General features: G+C 48.6%; 13 protein-coding genes and 7 tRNA genes. 1 reads left to right on the top strand and 19 read right to left on the bottom strand.

Annotated features, from left to right (window positions below):
- Window positions 1-244: 244 nt before the first annotated feature.
- The 12 genes from IQ294_RS10075 to IQ294_RS10020 form a co-directional block, all read right to left on the bottom strand.
- Window positions 245-763, bottom strand: coding sequence for an NUDIX domain-containing protein (locus tag IQ294_RS10075; RefSeq protein ID WP_203333921.1), 519 nt, complete (start codon window positions 761-763; stop codon window positions 245-247).
- Window positions 760-963 carry a hypothetical protein gene (locus IQ294_RS10070; RefSeq protein WP_203333920.1) on the bottom strand — a complete coding sequence of 68 codons (204 nt, stop codon included), beginning with the start codon at window positions 961-963 and terminating at the stop codon, window positions 760-762. The genes IQ294_RS10075 and IQ294_RS10070 overlap by 4 nt, the downstream gene beginning before the upstream one ends.
- Before the next feature lie 133 nt (window positions 964-1,096).
- Window positions 1,097-3,529 carry an ATP-binding cassette domain-containing protein gene (locus IQ294_RS10065; RefSeq protein WP_203333919.1) on the bottom strand — a complete coding sequence of 811 codons (2,433 nt, stop codon included), beginning with the start codon at window positions 3,527-3,529 and terminating at the stop codon, window positions 1,097-1,099.
- A gap of 121 nt (window positions 3,530-3,650) precedes the next feature.
- Complete coding sequence (gene glmS / locus IQ294_RS10060; RefSeq protein ID WP_203333918.1) at window positions 3,651-5,453, bottom strand: glutamine--fructose-6-phosphate transaminase (isomerizing); 1,803 nt, start codon at window positions 5,451-5,453, stop codon at window positions 3,651-3,653.
- A gap of 426 nt (window positions 5,454-5,879) precedes the next feature.
- Entirely contained in the window at window positions 5,880-7,229 is a 1,350-nt protein-coding gene (glmM, locus tag IQ294_RS10055; RefSeq protein ID WP_203333917.1) for a phosphoglucosamine mutase, read from the bottom strand.
- Window positions 7,230-7,276: 47 nt separating this feature from the next.
- Complete coding sequence (locus tag IQ294_RS10050; protein ID WP_203333916.1) at window positions 7,277-8,551, bottom strand: CdaR family protein; 1,275 nt, start codon at window positions 8,549-8,551, stop codon at window positions 7,277-7,279.
- A complete protein-coding gene (gene cdaA, locus IQ294_RS10045) occupies window positions 8,544-9,380 on the bottom strand; it encodes a diadenylate cyclase CdaA (RefSeq protein WP_203333915.1) in 837 nt (278 codons plus the stop codon). The genes IQ294_RS10050 and cdaA overlap by 8 nt, the downstream gene beginning before the upstream one ends.
- 252 nt (window positions 9,381-9,632) lie before the next feature.
- Window positions 9,633-10,268: an anti-sigma factor family protein gene (locus IQ294_RS10040; RefSeq protein ID WP_203333914.1), complete on the bottom strand. Its 636-nt coding sequence runs from the start codon at window positions 10,266-10,268 to the stop codon at window positions 9,633-9,635.
- 12 nt (window positions 10,269-10,280) lie between these two features.
- On the bottom strand, window positions 10,281-10,844 hold the full coding sequence (gene sigW / locus IQ294_RS10035; protein WP_203333913.1) for an RNA polymerase sigma factor SigW: 564 nt from the start codon (window positions 10,842-10,844) through the stop codon (window positions 10,281-10,283).
- A 184-nt stretch (window positions 10,845-11,028) separates the two neighbouring features.
- Window positions 11,029-11,937 (bottom strand): arginase, encoded by a 909-nt coding sequence (gene rocF / locus IQ294_RS10030; protein WP_203333912.1) that lies wholly within the window; start codon window positions 11,935-11,937, stop codon window positions 11,029-11,031.
- Window positions 11,938-12,006: 69 nt separating this feature from the next.
- Window positions 12,007-12,570 (bottom strand): GNAT family N-acetyltransferase, encoded by a 564-nt coding sequence (locus IQ294_RS10025; RefSeq protein ID WP_203333911.1) that lies wholly within the window; start codon window positions 12,568-12,570, stop codon window positions 12,007-12,009.
- A gap of 12 nt (window positions 12,571-12,582) precedes the next feature.
- Complete coding sequence (locus tag IQ294_RS10020; protein WP_349291348.1) at window positions 12,583-13,473, bottom strand: LysR family transcriptional regulator; 891 nt, start codon at window positions 13,471-13,473, stop codon at window positions 12,583-12,585.
- A 97-nt stretch (window positions 13,474-13,570) separates the two neighbouring features.
- Between IQ294_RS10020 and IQ294_RS10015 the strand changes: the two genes are divergently transcribed.
- Complete coding sequence (locus IQ294_RS10015; protein WP_203333910.1) at window positions 13,571-14,650, top strand: citrate synthase/methylcitrate synthase; 1,080 nt, start codon at window positions 13,571-13,573, stop codon at window positions 14,648-14,650.
- Window positions 14,651-14,720: 70 nt separating this feature from the next.
- On the opposite strand, the gene IQ294_RS10010 is transcribed toward IQ294_RS10015, so the two are convergent.
- The 7 genes from IQ294_RS10010 to IQ294_RS09980 all read right to left on the bottom strand — a co-directional run bounded on the left by IQ294_RS10010 (window position 14,721) and on the right by IQ294_RS09980 (window position 15,496).
- Window positions 14,721-14,793 (bottom strand) — tRNA-Ala (locus IQ294_RS10010).
- Window positions 14,794-14,822: 29 nt separating this feature from the next.
- Window positions 14,823-14,895, bottom strand: a tRNA-Lys gene (locus tag IQ294_RS10005).
- Between the two features lie 8 nt (window positions 14,896-14,903).
- Window positions 14,904-14,978 (bottom strand) — tRNA-Glu (locus IQ294_RS10000).
- A gap of 17 nt (window positions 14,979-14,995) precedes the next feature.
- A tRNA-Tyr gene (locus tag IQ294_RS09995) sits at window positions 14,996-15,079 on the bottom strand.
- Between the two features lie 21 nt (window positions 15,080-15,100).
- Window positions 15,101-15,176: transfer RNA gene (locus IQ294_RS09990), tRNA-Val, on the bottom strand.
- Between the two features lie 119 nt (window positions 15,177-15,295).
- Window positions 15,296-15,370: transfer RNA gene (locus tag IQ294_RS09985), tRNA-Glu, on the bottom strand.
- Window positions 15,371-15,423: 53 nt separating this feature from the next.
- A tRNA-Thr gene (locus IQ294_RS09980) sits at window positions 15,424-15,496 on the bottom strand.
- Window positions 15,497-15,565 lie beyond the last annotated feature (69 nt).

Genomic DNA, 15,565 nt, shown 5'->3' with positions numbered 1-15,565 from the left:
GAAGCCGGAAGGAATAAAAACACTTGCTTTAAAATTATAACATATATTATATTCAAATATTTCGACTGGCGAAAGACTCGTTCTTAAGAGCTGTAATTAAGTAAATAAATGGAATATTTTATTATTTGAAATTTACTGAGAATCACAATTCCGAATCGCCGCCAGCGATCTGTCCTGCTTTAATAGGCAGCACCGGAATCATGCCTTCCTTGCAGGGGAATGATTGATCTTTCTGTCTCCAGTTTCATTTCGTACCAGCTACTCCGCTTCCCGTTTTCTGGTTCAGCGCTTCTTTCAGCACCAATAATGCAATTTCATGGTCATCCATCACATAAGGAACTTCTTCCGGCTCCACCCAGATGCGTGAAAGCGTCTCGTTCTGCCGCATGAAGGGCAGGCATTCGGTGATGTCCATCCGGTAGAACAATTGATAGCCGATGCGCGGGTATTTTCCGCCATCCACGAACTTCTCGTTTTCTGTGTGGTCGACCCGAACTGCGCCAATATACGCAAGTTCCCCCGTAACGTAAGCCTCCTCGTATACTTCCCGGAGCAGCGCCTCTTCCGGGGTTTCACCCGGGTCGATGTGGCCGCCCGGAATGTTGAAGCCCCGGTCCTTTACATGGACGAGCACAATTTTCCCTTCGTAAAAGCAGTAGCTATGGACACTTGTCACCACGTCCGCCGGATCTGCTTTCCGGTGCGGCTCCCACATCAGGCTGATCCTGTGGCCTCTCCAATTTGCATACGCCTGCCGGTTCATTTGGCCGCTCCTTCCGCTCCCGCTTTTGTCACTTTATCCGCTTGTCTGATACCGAAAAACAGCGTCCATAACGCAGCCAATACGAACAGCACCCAATAGCCGTTGTCATTCACTGCAAATATCACTGCCATTACGCTCAATAAAATCGAGAGGATCAATCCTGCCATTGTTTTCTTGCTTTTTAAAACTGCACGATTCATATGTGAAAACCCCCTTTTTTACATTAATCATACCATTCAAAATGACGGAAAGCCGTGAATATTTCAATTTCCTTCCTACCTTTTCAGTATCTGCGTATTAAAAAAACCGGATCTCAAAGGATCCGGTTCCAGTTTATAAATAGCTTCCCGTCACAGAAAGCGGATTATTTTTGATGTCTTCCAGCGCGCCTTCCGCAATCACTCGACCGCCTTTTACTCCGCCTTCCGGCCCCAGATCGATCACCCAGTCGCTTGCACGGATCATGCGGAGATTGTGCTCCACCATAACGACGGAGTTGCCCTGGTCAATCAGTCGATTGAACAATTCCAGCAGGTACTTGATATCATACGGATGCAGTCCTGTCGAAGGTTCATCCAACAGGAACAGTGTCTTCTGCTTCGCCTTCTTCATCAGCGAAGTCGACAGTTTCAGGCGCTGCCCTTCGCCTCCTGACAGCGTCGTCAATGACTGGCCCAGCAGCAGGTAGCCGAGTCCGATCTCTGTCAATAATTGCAGCGTCTTTCGGATTTTCGGCTCTCCCTTGAAAATTTCCGCCGCTTCTTCAATGGAAGCTTCCAGGCAGTCGTTGATCGAATGGCCGGCGTACTCGACGCGCAGCACATTGTCTTTGAAGCGCTTGCCTTTGCACGTCGGGCACACCACTTCCAGGTCATTGAAGAACAGCATATTGCTCATGACGTAACCCAATCCTTCGCACGTCTCACAGCGCCCGCCACTCGTATTGAACGAGAAATGCTTCGACGTCAGCCCCTGCGCTTTGCTGTCATCCAACTTGGCATACAGATTGCGGATGTCGGTGAATAAATTCGTATACGTCGCGACGTTCGACCGCTTCATCCGTGAGATGCTGGTTTGATTGATGGTGATGACTTCTCCAAATTGTTCCAGCCCCGACACATTTTTCGCGCGTTCTCCGACTACATCGAAAATTAATGAAGATTTTCCTGAACCCGAAACACCCGTCACACTGACAAGTGACTCCGCCGGAATGGCGACCGTCACCGAATCGAGGTTGTGATGGGTTGCCGCTTCCACGTGAATCGCGGCGGCCCCGTGATTTCTGACTGCTTTTTTCGGCGCATCTGTCACGGCCACGTATTCCCTGATCAGCGAGCGCTCATTTTTCTGAAGATCTTCCAGCGAACCCGTTCCGATCAGTTCACCACCGAAACGGCCTGCTTTCGGTCCAATTTCAATCAGATGATCCGCCTGCTTCATGACATCGGTATTGTGCTCGATGACGATCACCGTATTGCCTTTGTCTCGCAGCTTTTTCAGGATGTCCATGATGCCTTCCGTGTCTTTGGCATGCAGACTTGCCGTCGGTTCATCGACGATGTAGACGATGTCCGTCAAATCCGAATCGAGAATGGCCGATAAGCGGATCCGCTGGCTTTCGCCTCCGGATAACGTGCTTGTTCCCCGCTCCAGCGTCAGGTAGCCAAGGCCAAGCCGCTTGATGCGTTTCAGTTTCGTTTCGATATCCTGAAGATATACATCGACCACCGCCAGCTCTTTCGGCTCCAGCTCAGCGCGTATCTCATCCACCCAACCCATCAGCTGTTCCAGGTCGAGCGCCGAAATATCCGCAATCGAGCGGCCTTTCACTTGGACGCTGCGGCTTTCTTCATTCAATTTCGTGCCGCTGCAGTCAGGGCAGGTGTCACTGAAGAAAAAAATTCCCTCCCTGCCCATGTCGCCGCTTTTTTCCTGGTACTTGCGCCAAAGGTTTGTCATGACCCCTTCAAATTTGCCGTCGCCGACTGTTTTAGGTTCTTTGATGTCCGTCAGTTCCTGAACTTCCTTGCTTCCTGTGCCGTGGCACAGCAGCGCGTATTGCAGCGGGCTGAACTCTTTCACCGGCTTGTTTTCCTCAAGCGGTTCGCCGTAATGTTTCATTGTATTCCTGAGATTTTCCAGCTGGTAGTCGAGGTATCTTCCCTGCCACAATCCGATGGCACCTGATTCGAGCGTCAAATCCTTATTGCACAGCTCATCTGCATTGATTTGGATGACTTGCCCGATCCCTTTGCATTTCCGGCAGGCGCCGTCGACAGTGTTGTAGGAAAAATAGCTGCGTGTGAGCTTTTTATATTTCTCTGAACAATGCGGACAAATCTGGAATACCGTAAACTCGCCTTCCGCGTGCTCGGTTTCTTCGATGGCCTGTATCGGGTCAACATCTTTACCGCAATGCCGGCAGGGCCGGATGCCGAGTTTTTCATAAATCATCCGCAGCCCCGTATACATCGCCGTCTTTGTGCCGACCGTCGATCGCGGATTCGACGACGTCTCCTGCTGCCGCAGGCTGATTGCCGGAGATGCCCCGCTGATCTGTTCGACTTTCGGCTTTTCGATGCCCTGCAGCCCCATCGCCTCCAGGTATTGCCGCTGGGATTCATTGAACAGGATATCGTGCGCAAGCGTCGACTTTCCTGATCCAGATATCCCTGTGATCACCGTCAATTTGCGCTTCGGAATCTTCACACTGATGTCTTTCAGATTGTGTTCATTGGCGTCTTCGATACTGATCCATTCTGCCATTTCAACCGCCCCCTTCATTGACTAGAGCCATACTATACAGTTAATCATAAACACAGGCAAGCTTAGTTCCAATAAAAAAAGCCGGACCCCGGAGGATCCAGCTTCTGAATTATAGAATGTTTTATTCAACCGTAACCGATTTCGCCAGGTTGCGCGGCTTGTCGACGTCACAGTCTCTGTGAAGCGCTGCGTAATAGCTGATCAATTGCAGCGGAATGACCGATACAAGCGGCGTCAACAGTTCATGAACCGTTGGCAGCACATGGCTGTCGCCGTCTTCGCTTTGGCCTTCCATTGAAATGATCATCGGGTTCGCTCCGCGCGCCGCCACTTCCTTGACGTTGCCGCGGATGTTCAGGTTGACGGATTCCTGCGTCGCAAGTGCGATAACAGGCGTGCCTTCTTCGATCAATGCGATTGTCCCGTGCTTCAGCTCGCCGCCGGCAAAGCCTTCAGCCTGGATGTACGAAATCTCTTTCAGTTTCAACGCGCCTTCAAGGCCGACGAAATAATCCATCAAACGGCCGATAAAGAAGCAATTGCGTGTTGTTGAAAGGAAGTCGGAAGCCAATTTCTCGATTTCTTCCTTCATGTCCACCTGTGACTGAATAGCGTTCGCCACGATGCCCATTTCCTGGATCAGGTCGAAACCAAGATCACGGCCGCGCGCTTCAGCCGTTACAGCTGCCAAAATAGCAAGAACCGCCAATTGGGCTGTGTAAGCTTTTGTTGAAGCAACAGCGATTTCAGGACCCGCATGCAGCAGAAGTGTATGATTCGCTTCACGCGACAGCGTAGATCCCGCTACGTTCGTGATCGTCAATGACGGGAAGCCAAGTTCTTTGATGCGCACCAATACCTGGCGGCTATCCGCCGTTTCCCCTGACTGGGAAATGAAGATGAACATCGGACGCTCTGATAATAGTGGCATATTATAGCCGAATTCGCTCGCTACATGCACTTCCACCGGAATGCCCGCCATTTTCTCCAGATATTCCTTACCGATCAGTCCTGCATGGTAGCTTGTTCCGGCTGCGATGATGTACAGGCGGTCAGCTATCTGCAAAGCATCCAGAATTTCCGGTTTGATGGTCAATTTCTCATCTTCCCCTTGATATGCCTGGATGATTTTGCGCATTACTGCCGGCTGTTCATCGATTTCCTTCAGCATATAATGCGGGTACGTACCTTTGTCGATGTCGCTCATGTCGATTTCAGCAGTGAATGGCGCACGTTCCACCGTTTCTCCTTCAAGCGTCAGGATTTCAACGCTGTCTTTGCGGACAATGACGATTTCCTTGTCCATCAATTCGACGAACTGGTCGGTCACCTGCAGCATCGCCATAGCATCAGACGCTACAACATTGAAGTCTTCTCCAAGACCGACAAGCAGCGGGCTCTTGTTTTTTGCAACGAAAATTGTTTGTGCTTCTTCAGCGTCAAGCAATGCAATCGCGTAAGAACCTTTCATCAATTTCAAAGCTTTACTGAATGCTTCCTGTGTCGACAAACCTTCTTCAACGAATCTGCCGATCAATTGCACGATGATCTCCGTATCCGTATCCGATTCCATTTCCACGCCCGCTAAATAATCGCGCTGCAAGTGGTGATAGTTTTCGATGACGCCGTTGTGCACAAGCGTGAAACGATCAGATGTATTCTGGTGCGGGTGCGCATTTACGCGGCTTGGTTTACCATGTGTCGCCCAGCGCGTATGCCCGATTCCCGTATTTCCTTTCACATCTCCGTCAACTGCGCCGCGCAGGTCCGCAATGCGGCCTTTTTCCTTGAAAACAGTGATGCCATCGCCATTGCGAACAGCAATTCCCGCTGAATCATAGCCGCGGTATTCCAAACGCTCAAGGCCTTTCAATAGGATCTCTTTTGAATCTTTTTCTCCAATATAACCAACAATTCCACACATAATTAATGTTCCTCCAATTTTCAACAATATTAAAATAAGCGTTCGCTTTTGCGCGGACGCATTCACGAGCCCGTTCACCTTGTTGTCCAGCCGATCACTCACCTGTTTTGCAGGCAAACATAACGACCGGGCTTCGCGGCCGGGAGGTATCCGCCGAAATCTCGATACTCCTCCTCCTCGTCTACTGGAAAATGACTTGTCCGTCCGATTTCCCCAGTACAGGCGCTTCAACTAGTTTCCTTTTACGCTTTATCTATCCCCCTTTATCAGCGGTCCTAAACAGACATACCTATCATACCCTGCCGCATATAAAAGAGCAACTGCATCAAAGGACTCATTCGAATTAAAACTATTCTCTTTTTTCAGTTAAAAATGTCCGCGAACAAAAGAGTTCGCGGACAATTAATTATTATAAGGCTAAATTATTTAGTTCATGCCCATTTCTGCACGAACAACTTCTGCGATGCGCTCCACATAGTTTTCACAGTCTTCTTCAGAAGCTGCTTCCACCATTACGCGCACCAATGGTTCTGTACCGGACGGACGCACAAGTACGCGGCCGTTGCCGTTCATTTCATTTTCAACTTCAGCGATTTCAGCTGCCACTTTTTCATTGTCCGTCACCGCGTGTTTGTCTGTGACACGGATGTTGACAAGCTTTTGAGGGAAAATCGTCATTTCACCTGCAAGTTCAGACAATTTTTTGCCTGTCACTTTCATGATGTTGACCAATTGAAGGCCTGTCAATAACCCGTCGCCAGTTGTGTTGTAGTCAAGGAAGATAATATGGCCGGATTGCTCGCCGCCCAGATTATAACCGTTTTTACGCATTTCTTCCACGACATAGCGGTCGCCCACTGCTGTTTTGACACTTGTCATGCCGTGGGTTTCCAGCGCTTTATAGAAGCCCATATTACTCATGACAGTTGATACGACCGTATCTTTATTCAAGCGGCCTTCAGACTTCAAATATTTTCCGCAAATATACATGATCTGGTCGCCGTCGACGATTTGGCCTTTTTCATCAACTGCAATCAGGCGGTCACCATCACCGTCAAACGCAAGACCGATATCGGCATTTTTTTCATTAACCAATTCCGCCAGCTTTTGAGGATGTGTCGATCCGACCTGGTCGTTGATATTCAAACCGTTCGGCGAAGCACCCATTGACGTGATATCCGCATCCAGGTCGGCAAATACGTGTGTCGCCAGTGTAGATGTGGCACCATGTGCACAATCCAGCGCCACATGGATGCCGACGAAATCTTCATCGACCGTCTGTTTTAAATACTGGAGATACTTCTGGCCGCCTTCATAATAACTTGTGATGGCTCCAAGATCTCCGCCAGTCGGGCGCGGCAATGTATCTTCTTCCATATCCAGCAATGCTTCGATCTCAGCTTCCTGGTCGTCTGATAATTTGTAACCATCCGAACCGAAGAATTTGATGCCGTTGTCTTCAACCGGATTATGCGATGCTGAAATCATGACGCCTGCTTGCGCACTCATGACACGTGTCAGGTAAGAAACCCCTGGCGTGCTGATGACGCCGAGACGCATTACTTCCGCTCCTACACTCAGAAGCCCTGCTGCCAATGCGCCTTCAAGCATCTCACCTGAAATACGCGTGTCGCGTCCGATCAAGACTTTCGGTTTATCTTTTGAACTTTTCGTTAATACGTATCCGCCGAAGCGGCCCAATTTAAATGCCAGTTCCGGTGTCAACTCACTGTTTGCAACTCCGCGGACACCGTCTGTACCAAAATATTTACCCATGCTGTTATTCTCTCCTTAAATCCAATTCACTTATCGGATATTTATGCCTATCTTATATGAACAATTGCATTGATGGACGAAATCAGCCAATCGGCTTCATCCGGCCCTTCAACTTCGACAGCCAATTCATGCTGCCCCAATTTTTCCGCTGCATCTACATATACCACAAAATCTTTTATGTTCAAACTTTCGAGTACCTTTTCAGCCCCATAAGCGACCAACGCCACCGTTCCTTCTTCAGGATTCAGGAAATCGGCTTCATTGCCATTCGGCAGCCCCCGCACTTCAATCGGAATACTGCTGAAAATCCGTTTGTTCGCATCCTCTCCGGAAGCGGCAACGGCTGCACTGATGTTTTCAGGAGCCAGCACTGTTTCGTCCACGCTGATTTCAGCATCGACAATTATATTCTCAGGATCGACCGAACTCGTCCCTTCCGGTGCCGGAAGTTCAACTTCAATCGCCGTGTCCGTCATCGTGACGCCGCTGACATTCACTTCCACTTCGTATTCCGTGATCGCATCCACGACACTGCGCGGCCCAAAAATCTTGACCGTCGAATTCTTGCTTTCAATTTCGTCCACCGTGATGCCTTCACGAGCAGTGCCCGTTTGAATGAGCGTTAATGGAACTTCTTTGCTGTATTCTTCAATGACAGCTTCGACTTCCACCACTTCCGGCTCAATGGTTACATTATCAAGTTTCGTCAGGTCATTGGCCAGTACACGGACGCGCGCTTCTTTCGTGACAGAAGAATTCAATCCTGGCTCTTCCGTAACCGTCGCTTTCACAAAGCTGATGGCATCAATGACGCTCTTCGGCCCGCTCACTGTTACGGTGTCCGGATCTGCAGAAATGCTCTTCAGCACATAGCCTTCCGCAAGCAGACGCTCGTTCAGCTCAGGGTCAATCTTGAATTCCTGCGACACCCGTTCTTCGATTGTGACATCCAGGAACGTCGGATCGATCCGGACACCCAGCTGTTCGGAAATATTCTCCGTTTGCACACGGACGCGGTGTTCTCCAAGCGCCAGGTTGCGCAAATCCACAAAGACTGTAAAATCCTTGATCTGGCGTGTCGTCTGGACCATGCTGTTAGGTCCCGTAATATGAACGTCAACGGTATCAGGCACTCCGCTGACCATTAAACTTGTATCATCGTAATAGACTTCCAGCGGCACATCTTCGATAACCTCGGTCATCGTATTGCTTGCCGCTGAATTGGCATTCTCTTCATCCGCCTTCACGGAAAAGAACATAAGAAAGGCAAGCAACAGGGCTGTAATCCTTAAAAACCAGGGATTATCCATCATTTTATCCATTCTTTTTTCCCCTCCAGTTCCACCAGGAAGAAGTTTGGTTCTGTTGTTCTTCACCAAACCAGATACGGCGAAGTTTCACTTCAAAATCCTCGAGCGACAAATTGCGATGCAAATCACCGTTGGCCGTCAGACTGATTGCTCCAGTCTCTTCGGAAACGACAATGGTAATGGCATCGGTCACTTCACTGATTCCAAGCGCTGCACGGTGACGGGTCCCCAATTCCTTTGAAATGAACGGACTTTCCGATAACGGAAGATAACAAGCCGCCGCCGCAATTTTATTTTTCTGTACAATAACAGCTCCATCATGGAGTGGCGTATTCGGGATAAACAGGTTGATCATCAACTCTGACGTAATGTCTGAGTTCATCGGAATTCCGGTTTCGATATATTCACTCAGCCCGGTCTCACGCTCTATCGATACCAATGCACCGATACGCCTTTTCGCCATATAACTGACGGATTTCGTCATGGCTTCGATCAGTCGATTGCGCTCTGATTCCTCATTTAAAGTACTGCTCGAAAACAACTTTCCGCGCCCCAGTTGTTCAAGCGCACGCCGAAGTTCCGGCTGAAAGATGATGATGATTGCAAGGAAACCCCAATTGAGCACTTCCTGCATGATCCAGCCGAGCGTCTGCAGATTCAATGCCTGCGTAATCAGCTGGGCAATGACAATGACAAAGATCCCTTTTAATAACTGAACCGCTTTTGTTCCTTTGATGATCGTGATCAATTTATATAAAACGAACCAAACAAGTAATATATCAGCTAAATTAATGATAAGTTCAAGTGGTGTTAAGTCAGTGAAGTTCTCCAAAAACGGCATCTGCAACCCTCGCTTTTCTACATCTGCATGAAATAAGTATATCATAATCAGGTGGCTATTACCTTTATCGAAAAGCGACCGTGCCCGTTAAACTCTGAAAGGCATAAGACAGAACAGCAAAGTGGAATTTTCCACGCAGATGAGCTGGCTTATGACCCGAAGAGCCGGGCCACAGGAGTCTCGACATCGAAAAGCGGGGACAACCGTCAAAACCTGCCATTAAAAAAATCCGCCCCCCAAGGGACGGATCTTTTACTCGTTCGTTGTCGGATTATCCTTGTTGAAGATGGAGGCCGCATCTTTGAATACGCCTTTGATGCTGTACCATAGCCAATCAAAGACCTGGTCTATTTCTTCAACTTCACCGGTGATGACACCGCTTGAGGCCATATATTGCCCGTTCACTACAGTCACGTCTCCGTGGATTTCACCATCAACCCGTAAGTCGCCGTTCCGGACTTTGATGTCCCCGGTCACCACTTCACCTTCAGGCACAATGACCGTATTTCCTTCAACAACCATATTCGGCTGCTTTGTAAACGAGAATTGCTGGTCGTTATTGAAATCGGAGAATAATACAGCGCTCATCATCACGACAAAAATAGCGGCTGCCGACAGCAATGGGTGCTGTCTGAACCAGCGCTTCGCACCTGTCCGCTGCGTTTGTTTCGGCAATTTCTTCATCGTAGCCTCCACAAAACCTTCCGGCGCTTCTATATGAGATGCACTCTGGACGAATGCAATGGTCTTGGTCAATTCATGATATGTTTTCCGACAATCTTCGCAGGTCGCCAGATTTTCTTTCAACACCCGTTCTTTGGATGGTTCAAGGTCACCGTCTAAATAATCGTTCATGTACTGGACGATGTAATCCGGACACGTCTTCATCCTGCTCGCCTCCTACAAATTGCTTAATTGCTTCCGCAAGGCTTCCCGCCCGCGGTGTATGCGTGTTTTCACAGTCCCAAGGGGCAAATCAAGAATTTCGCTGATCTCTGCCAGCGGCAATTCTTCTATATACTTCAATACAATCGCTGCCCGGTACTTATCCGGCAAACGGCTGATTTCATACTGTACCCGCTCCTGGACTTCCATCTTCACCAATTCATCTTCGGGAAGTTCGTCGTCATTGGGAATACTCGAGTACATAGTCAAACCTTCCGCCCCGCGCACTTCCGCATCTAAATGATAATCCGGCTTTTTCTTTCTGATCCGGTCGATGCAGAGATTTGTAGCAATACGATAAAGCCAGGTGGAAAATTTCCGTTTTTGATCGAATGTATGAATATTGACGTAAGCACGCATAAAGGCTTCCTGCGCTATGTCTTCAGCCTCGTGTTTATTGCCGAGCATACGATAGCAAATTTGATACAGCTTATGCTGATACAATTCCACGATCTCTGCGAATGCGTCCTGGTCGCCCTTCATGACTTTAGCTATTCTCTTGTTCACTAACGCATCCATGATCTCATTTCCCTCCGCCTATGCGGCTATGTTTTATATACGAATGACTCAATGAAAGGTTTCATTATTTTTCTCCTTTCTATCGTATCAAATTTCAGCCAAATAAATCCATCTTATTTTTATTTGAAAAATTCTTAGGTTTTATAATTTTTTGGGAAAAATAAAAAACAGGCTTTCGCCTGTCTTAAAGTAATTTCTCGCCGAGCAATGAACCGATAAGCGCAACAGCAACATCCGCCGTGCGGTTCTTTTCATCCAGGATCGGATTGACTTCGACGAATTCGGCAGATGTGATCATGCCCGAATCGTGCAGCATCTCCATCGCCAAATGGCTTTCGCGGTAGCTGATGCCGCCCGGAACCGGCGTTCCGACGCCTGGTGTGTAAAGCGGATCGATGCCGTCCAGGTCGAGTGACAGATGGACGCCGTCCGTATTCCGTTCTTCAGTCAAATAACGGATGGTATCTTCAATTACAAAATTCATCCCCATCTTATCGATTTCGTGCATACTGTAAACTTTTATACCGCGTTCGCGGATCAATTCGCGTTCACCCGGGTCCACTGAACGTGCGCCGATGATGACAATATTCTCCGGTTTCACTTTCGGTGCGAATCCGCGGATATGCGTCAATTTCTCATGTCCGTGCCCAAAACTCGCAGCAAGCGGCATACCATGGATATTTCCTGAAGGCGATGTTTCACTCGTATTCATATCGGCGTGCGCATCATACCAGATGACCCCAAGATTTTCATGATTTGGTGAAATGCCTGCCAGTGTTCCAATCGCAATACTGTGATCTCCACCCAGTACAAGCGGAAAGTTGCCTGTTTTCGTCACTGCCTGCACTTTTTCACCCAATGCTTCCATCGCTTCCGTAATGACTGTCAGATTACGCAGGTTATTATCCGTCTCCACTGTACCGTCTGCCTGGCCGACTTGGATGTCCCCTTCATCCTTGACGGTATGTCCCAGATTTTCAATCCGCTCGACAACTCCTGCGTAACGGATGGCGCTCGGTCCCATATCAACACCCCGGCGGTTTTGGCCATGATCCATTGGTACCCCTATAATTGACACATTTAATTTATTCATTTTTTATGCCCCCTTGTTTGATTAAACCTATTGTAACCGCTAACAAAGTGCTGGCTCAACCGTACAAGATTACGTATTTTTATTCATCCGTTTTAGCAATACCCCTTTTACCTCCAACCATTCACTGTCGATAATCGAGTAGACTGCTGCATCTCTCGCTTTGCCGGTGGAGCGAATGCGTTCATTGCGCAGAACCCCTTCTTTTACTGCTCCGATTCCTTCAAGCGCCCGCTGCGAACGCAGATTTTCTGCATCCGTTTTGAACTGCACCCGGATCATTCCCCGTTCTTCGAAACAATAGGCGAGCAGGGCATATTTCACTCGGCTGTTCAATCCGCTGCCATGCAGATCTTCCGCATAAAATGTCGAACCGATCTCACAGCTTCGATTCGTTTCATCGATTCCATAAATCCGCGTCGTGCCGACAATCCGACCTGTACCCGGCTGCTCCACAGCGAACATCAATACATTCGATCGATTCAGCCCGGCCTCCAGCCAGTCCGTCAACTGCTCGAATGTCTCCACTTTCGTCAGCATATGTTCGAAAATCCCGGGCGTATACAGTCCCCATAAAGCTTCAAAGTCCTCCCGTTTCATCAACCGCAATCGGACACCTGGCTGTTCAAGAATCATTTTTTCTCCTCCTCAACTAAAGTAAACGGCCTGCATCCGGCCCAGGAACTCTTTTTCAAGCTCCCCCATCTCTCTACACACAAAATAATTGACCACCTTCGGCAACGGAAACAGATCGAATGGTGCCTCCAAGAGACGCCCTTCCGTCAATTCCCGGCGCACTATCGATTTCGGCAAAAAAGAGATCCCTAAACCTTCCTGGATGAACCGCTTCGCAATATGTGCCTGAGTCACTTTCATTGTCCGCAGCCCCTTTTCTTTCATCCGCAGCCTAACCAGCAGTTCTTCCCAGAATACCGGATGATGATGCGTAAACAGATAATGCGACCGCAGCATCCCTTCCGCAGAAATAACGGGTCCTGATTCATCGTCATAAGCATCGATCGGCACCACGAAAACAAGCGGGTCTTCATAGACGATTTCACTTTGCAGGGTCCGGCTTATCGGCCGCATAGCCGAAATGCCGGCAGCCACTTCCCCTTTTTCAACCAGCGCTTCGATTTTCTCTGAATCTTCCACGCGGATGACCAGCTCCAAATCTGGATGATGGCTTGTGAATGCTTTTAAAAGATACGGCAAAACGGTCTCTGCCATCAATGGAGATATTGCGAGTACCCATTTTCTCCGGTAGCCTTGCGCAAAAGCATGTACACTTTCCACACTCTTCTCCAATTGCCGCAGCAAGTTAGCCGCCTCTCTTTTGAATAGCTTGCCTTCTTCCGTCAATGTCACCCGATTTTTATTGCGCTGGAATAAAACAATCCCCAGGCTTTCTTCCAATAAGCGAATGTGAACAGTTACATTTGGCTGCGACATCAGCAGCCTTTCCGCGGTCATACGGAAATTCAATGTTTCCGATGCATCTGCAAAAGTTTTCAGCCACGCCAGATCGATCGCAATCACCTTCTTATCAATTAATTTTTTGAATTGATTTAATTATAAATCATTAATTTTCATAATCAATACCGGCGGGTAAACTAAAGAAAAAGGAGGAGTCACCATGTTCCGAAAAGGATTGAAAGATGTTGTAGCCGTACAGACTGCCATTGCTTCTGTAGAGGGAGATACAGGGGAACTGCGCTACCGTGGGAAATTGGTGGATGGAGCCATTGAAAACCGCAGCTTTGAAGAAACGGCTTACTTCTTGTGGAATGGGGAGTTTCCGGCAAAGTCGCAATACGCGGAATTGAAAGCCGAATTCACAAAGTATCGGAAGCTTCCTGGTTATATAGAAGGGATTGCTCAGGAACTGCCGAAAGATATGCTGCTCATGGACGCTATGCGCACGCTGATTTCCGCATATGCCACTAAAGAATTTTCAGCTTTACCAGTCATTAAGCAAGCTGCTGCAATTACAGCCGCCTTGCCTGTAATAACAGCCATGCTTTATCGGATCCAGACCGGCCAGCAAATTATCGCCCCTGCCGACCATCTTTCCCATACCGCCAATTATCTGTGGATGCTGACGGGCAAAGAACCGGCTCCTGCTCAAACCGAAGCGCTGGAAACGTATTTAAAATTAACGATGGAACATGGTATGAACGCTTCCACTTTCGCAGCACGCGTGACTGTTTCAACTGAATCCGATATGGTGGCCGCGGTTACATCCGCACTTGGCACCATGAAAGGGCCCCTGCACGGCGGTGCTCCGTCCGGAGTAATCGACTTGCTTAATGAAATCAGGACTGCAAATAACTTGGACCGTGTCATCCTTACTAAACTCGATAACGGCGAAAAAATTATGGGCTTCGGACACCGCATTTACAGAACGGAAGATCCACGCTCCATCCTATTGCGGCAAAAATGCCTCGAACTGCAAGGACATGACGATTGGCTTGACCTCGCAGTGGATGCTGAAAAGCGGATCGTCCATCTGCTGAACGAACGAAAACCCGGCCGCGCCCTCTACACGAATGTCGAATTCTACGCAGCGGCCATCATGCGTTCTATCGAGATGCCGCCTGAATTGTTCACACCGACTTTCAGCATCGCCCGAATTGTTGGATGGACGGCGCACATTATGGAACAGCAATCCGATAACGTCATTTTCCGTCCACAATCGGAATACGTTAAAAACTAAAAAAATCCCGTATCCAATTGAATGGATACGGGATTTTTACACATGGATAGTACTAATACACATGGAACAATGGAGCCTAGGGGGCTCGAACCCCTGACCTCGTCACTGCCAGCGACGCGCTCTCCCAGCTGAGCTAAGGCCCCGCGCTGAACAGGCGCAAGGAAATTAAAGATGAGCCATGAAGGATTCGAACCTTCGACCCTCTGATTAAAAGTCAGATGCTCTACCAACTGAGCTAATGGCTCATAAAAAATGGCTGGGGTACCTGGATTCGAACCAGGGCATGACGGGATGAAAACCCGTTGCCTTACCGCTTGGCTATACCCCAATATTATCTAAAAAAACTGGTGGTGGGGGGCAGATTCGAACTGCCGAACCCGAAGGAGCGGATTTACAGTCCGCCGCGTTTAGCCACTTCGCTACCCCACCGATATGAATTTTGAAATTACATGGTGGAGGATGACGGGATCGAACCGCCGACCCTCTGCTTGTAAGGCAGATGCTCTCCCAGCTGAGCTAATCCTCCATTTATTTTAAAAATATCATCTGGTATGATTTGCAGACTGCGCTTTTCAGAAGTTAAAGGAAATGCTCCTTCCTCTCTTCGCTGCGTCGTCGCAAATTACCTATCTTCGTTTGGTAATTTGGTGACCCCTACGGGATTCGAACCCGTGTTACCGCCGTGAAAGGGCGGTGTCTTAACCGCTTGACCAAGGGGCCTTGATAATTTTATTCCTGCAACCCATATCGAGAAACTTCATTTAAAAAATAAAAGCTTCCAACCGGGTTCGAACCGGTGACCTCTTCCTTACCATGGAAGCACTCTACCTGCTGAGCTATGGAAGCAAGGCAAAAGAATCTCGGAACAAAAATAAAACATAGAATAGCCCAGCGACGTCCTACTCTCACAGGGGG

This window comes from Planococcus beigongshangi (genome assembly GCF_016820495.1).
Taxonomy (GTDB): Bacteria; Bacillota; Bacilli; order Bacillales_A; family Planococcaceae; genus Planococcus; species Planococcus beigongshangi.
The sequence above is the reverse complement of the archived record's forward strand: the minus strand, read 5'-3'. Positions and strand labels throughout refer to the sequence as shown.

Excerpts from the sequence above, each read along its gene's own strand:
- IQ294_RS10075 (WP_203333921.1), bottom strand. The coding sequence starts at position 763 with ATGAACCGGCAGGCGTATGCAAATTGGAGAGGCCACAGGATCAGCCTG.
- IQ294_RS10070 (WP_203333920.1), bottom strand. The coding sequence starts at position 963 with ATGAATCGTGCAGTTTTAAAAAGCAAGAAAACAATGGCAGGATTGATC.
- IQ294_RS10065 (WP_203333919.1), bottom strand. The coding sequence starts at position 3,529 with ATGGCAGAATGGATCAGTATCGAAGACGCCAATGAACACAATCTGAAA.
- glmS (WP_203333918.1), bottom strand. The coding sequence starts at position 5,453 with ATGTGTGGAATTGTTGGTTATATTGGAGAAAAAGATTCAAAAGAGATC.
- glmM (WP_203333917.1), bottom strand. The coding sequence starts at position 7,229 with ATGGGTAAATATTTTGGTACAGACGGTGTCCGCGGAGTTGCAAACAGT.
- IQ294_RS10050 (WP_203333916.1), bottom strand. The coding sequence starts at position 8,551 with ATGGATAAAATGATGGATAATCCCTGGTTTTTAAGGATTACAGCCCTG.
- cdaA (WP_203333915.1), bottom strand. The coding sequence starts at position 9,380 with ATGCCGTTTTTGGAGAACTTCACTGACTTAACACCACTTGAACTTATC.
- IQ294_RS10040 (WP_203333914.1), bottom strand. The coding sequence starts at position 10,268 with ATGAAGACGTGTCCGGATTACATCGTCCAGTACATGAACGATTATTTA.
- sigW (WP_203333913.1), bottom strand. The coding sequence starts at position 10,844 with ATGGATGCGTTAGTGAACAAGAGAATAGCTAAAGTCATGAAGGGCGAC.
- rocF (WP_203333912.1), bottom strand. The coding sequence starts at position 11,937 with ATGAATAAATTAAATGTGTCAATTATAGGGGTACCAATGGATCATGGC.
- IQ294_RS10025 (WP_203333911.1), bottom strand. The coding sequence starts at position 12,570 with ATGATTCTTGAACAGCCAGGTGTCCGATTGCGGTTGATGAAACGGGAG.
- IQ294_RS10015 (WP_203333910.1), top strand. The coding sequence starts at position 13,571 with ATGTTCCGAAAAGGATTGAAAGATGTTGTAGCCGTACAGACTGCCATT.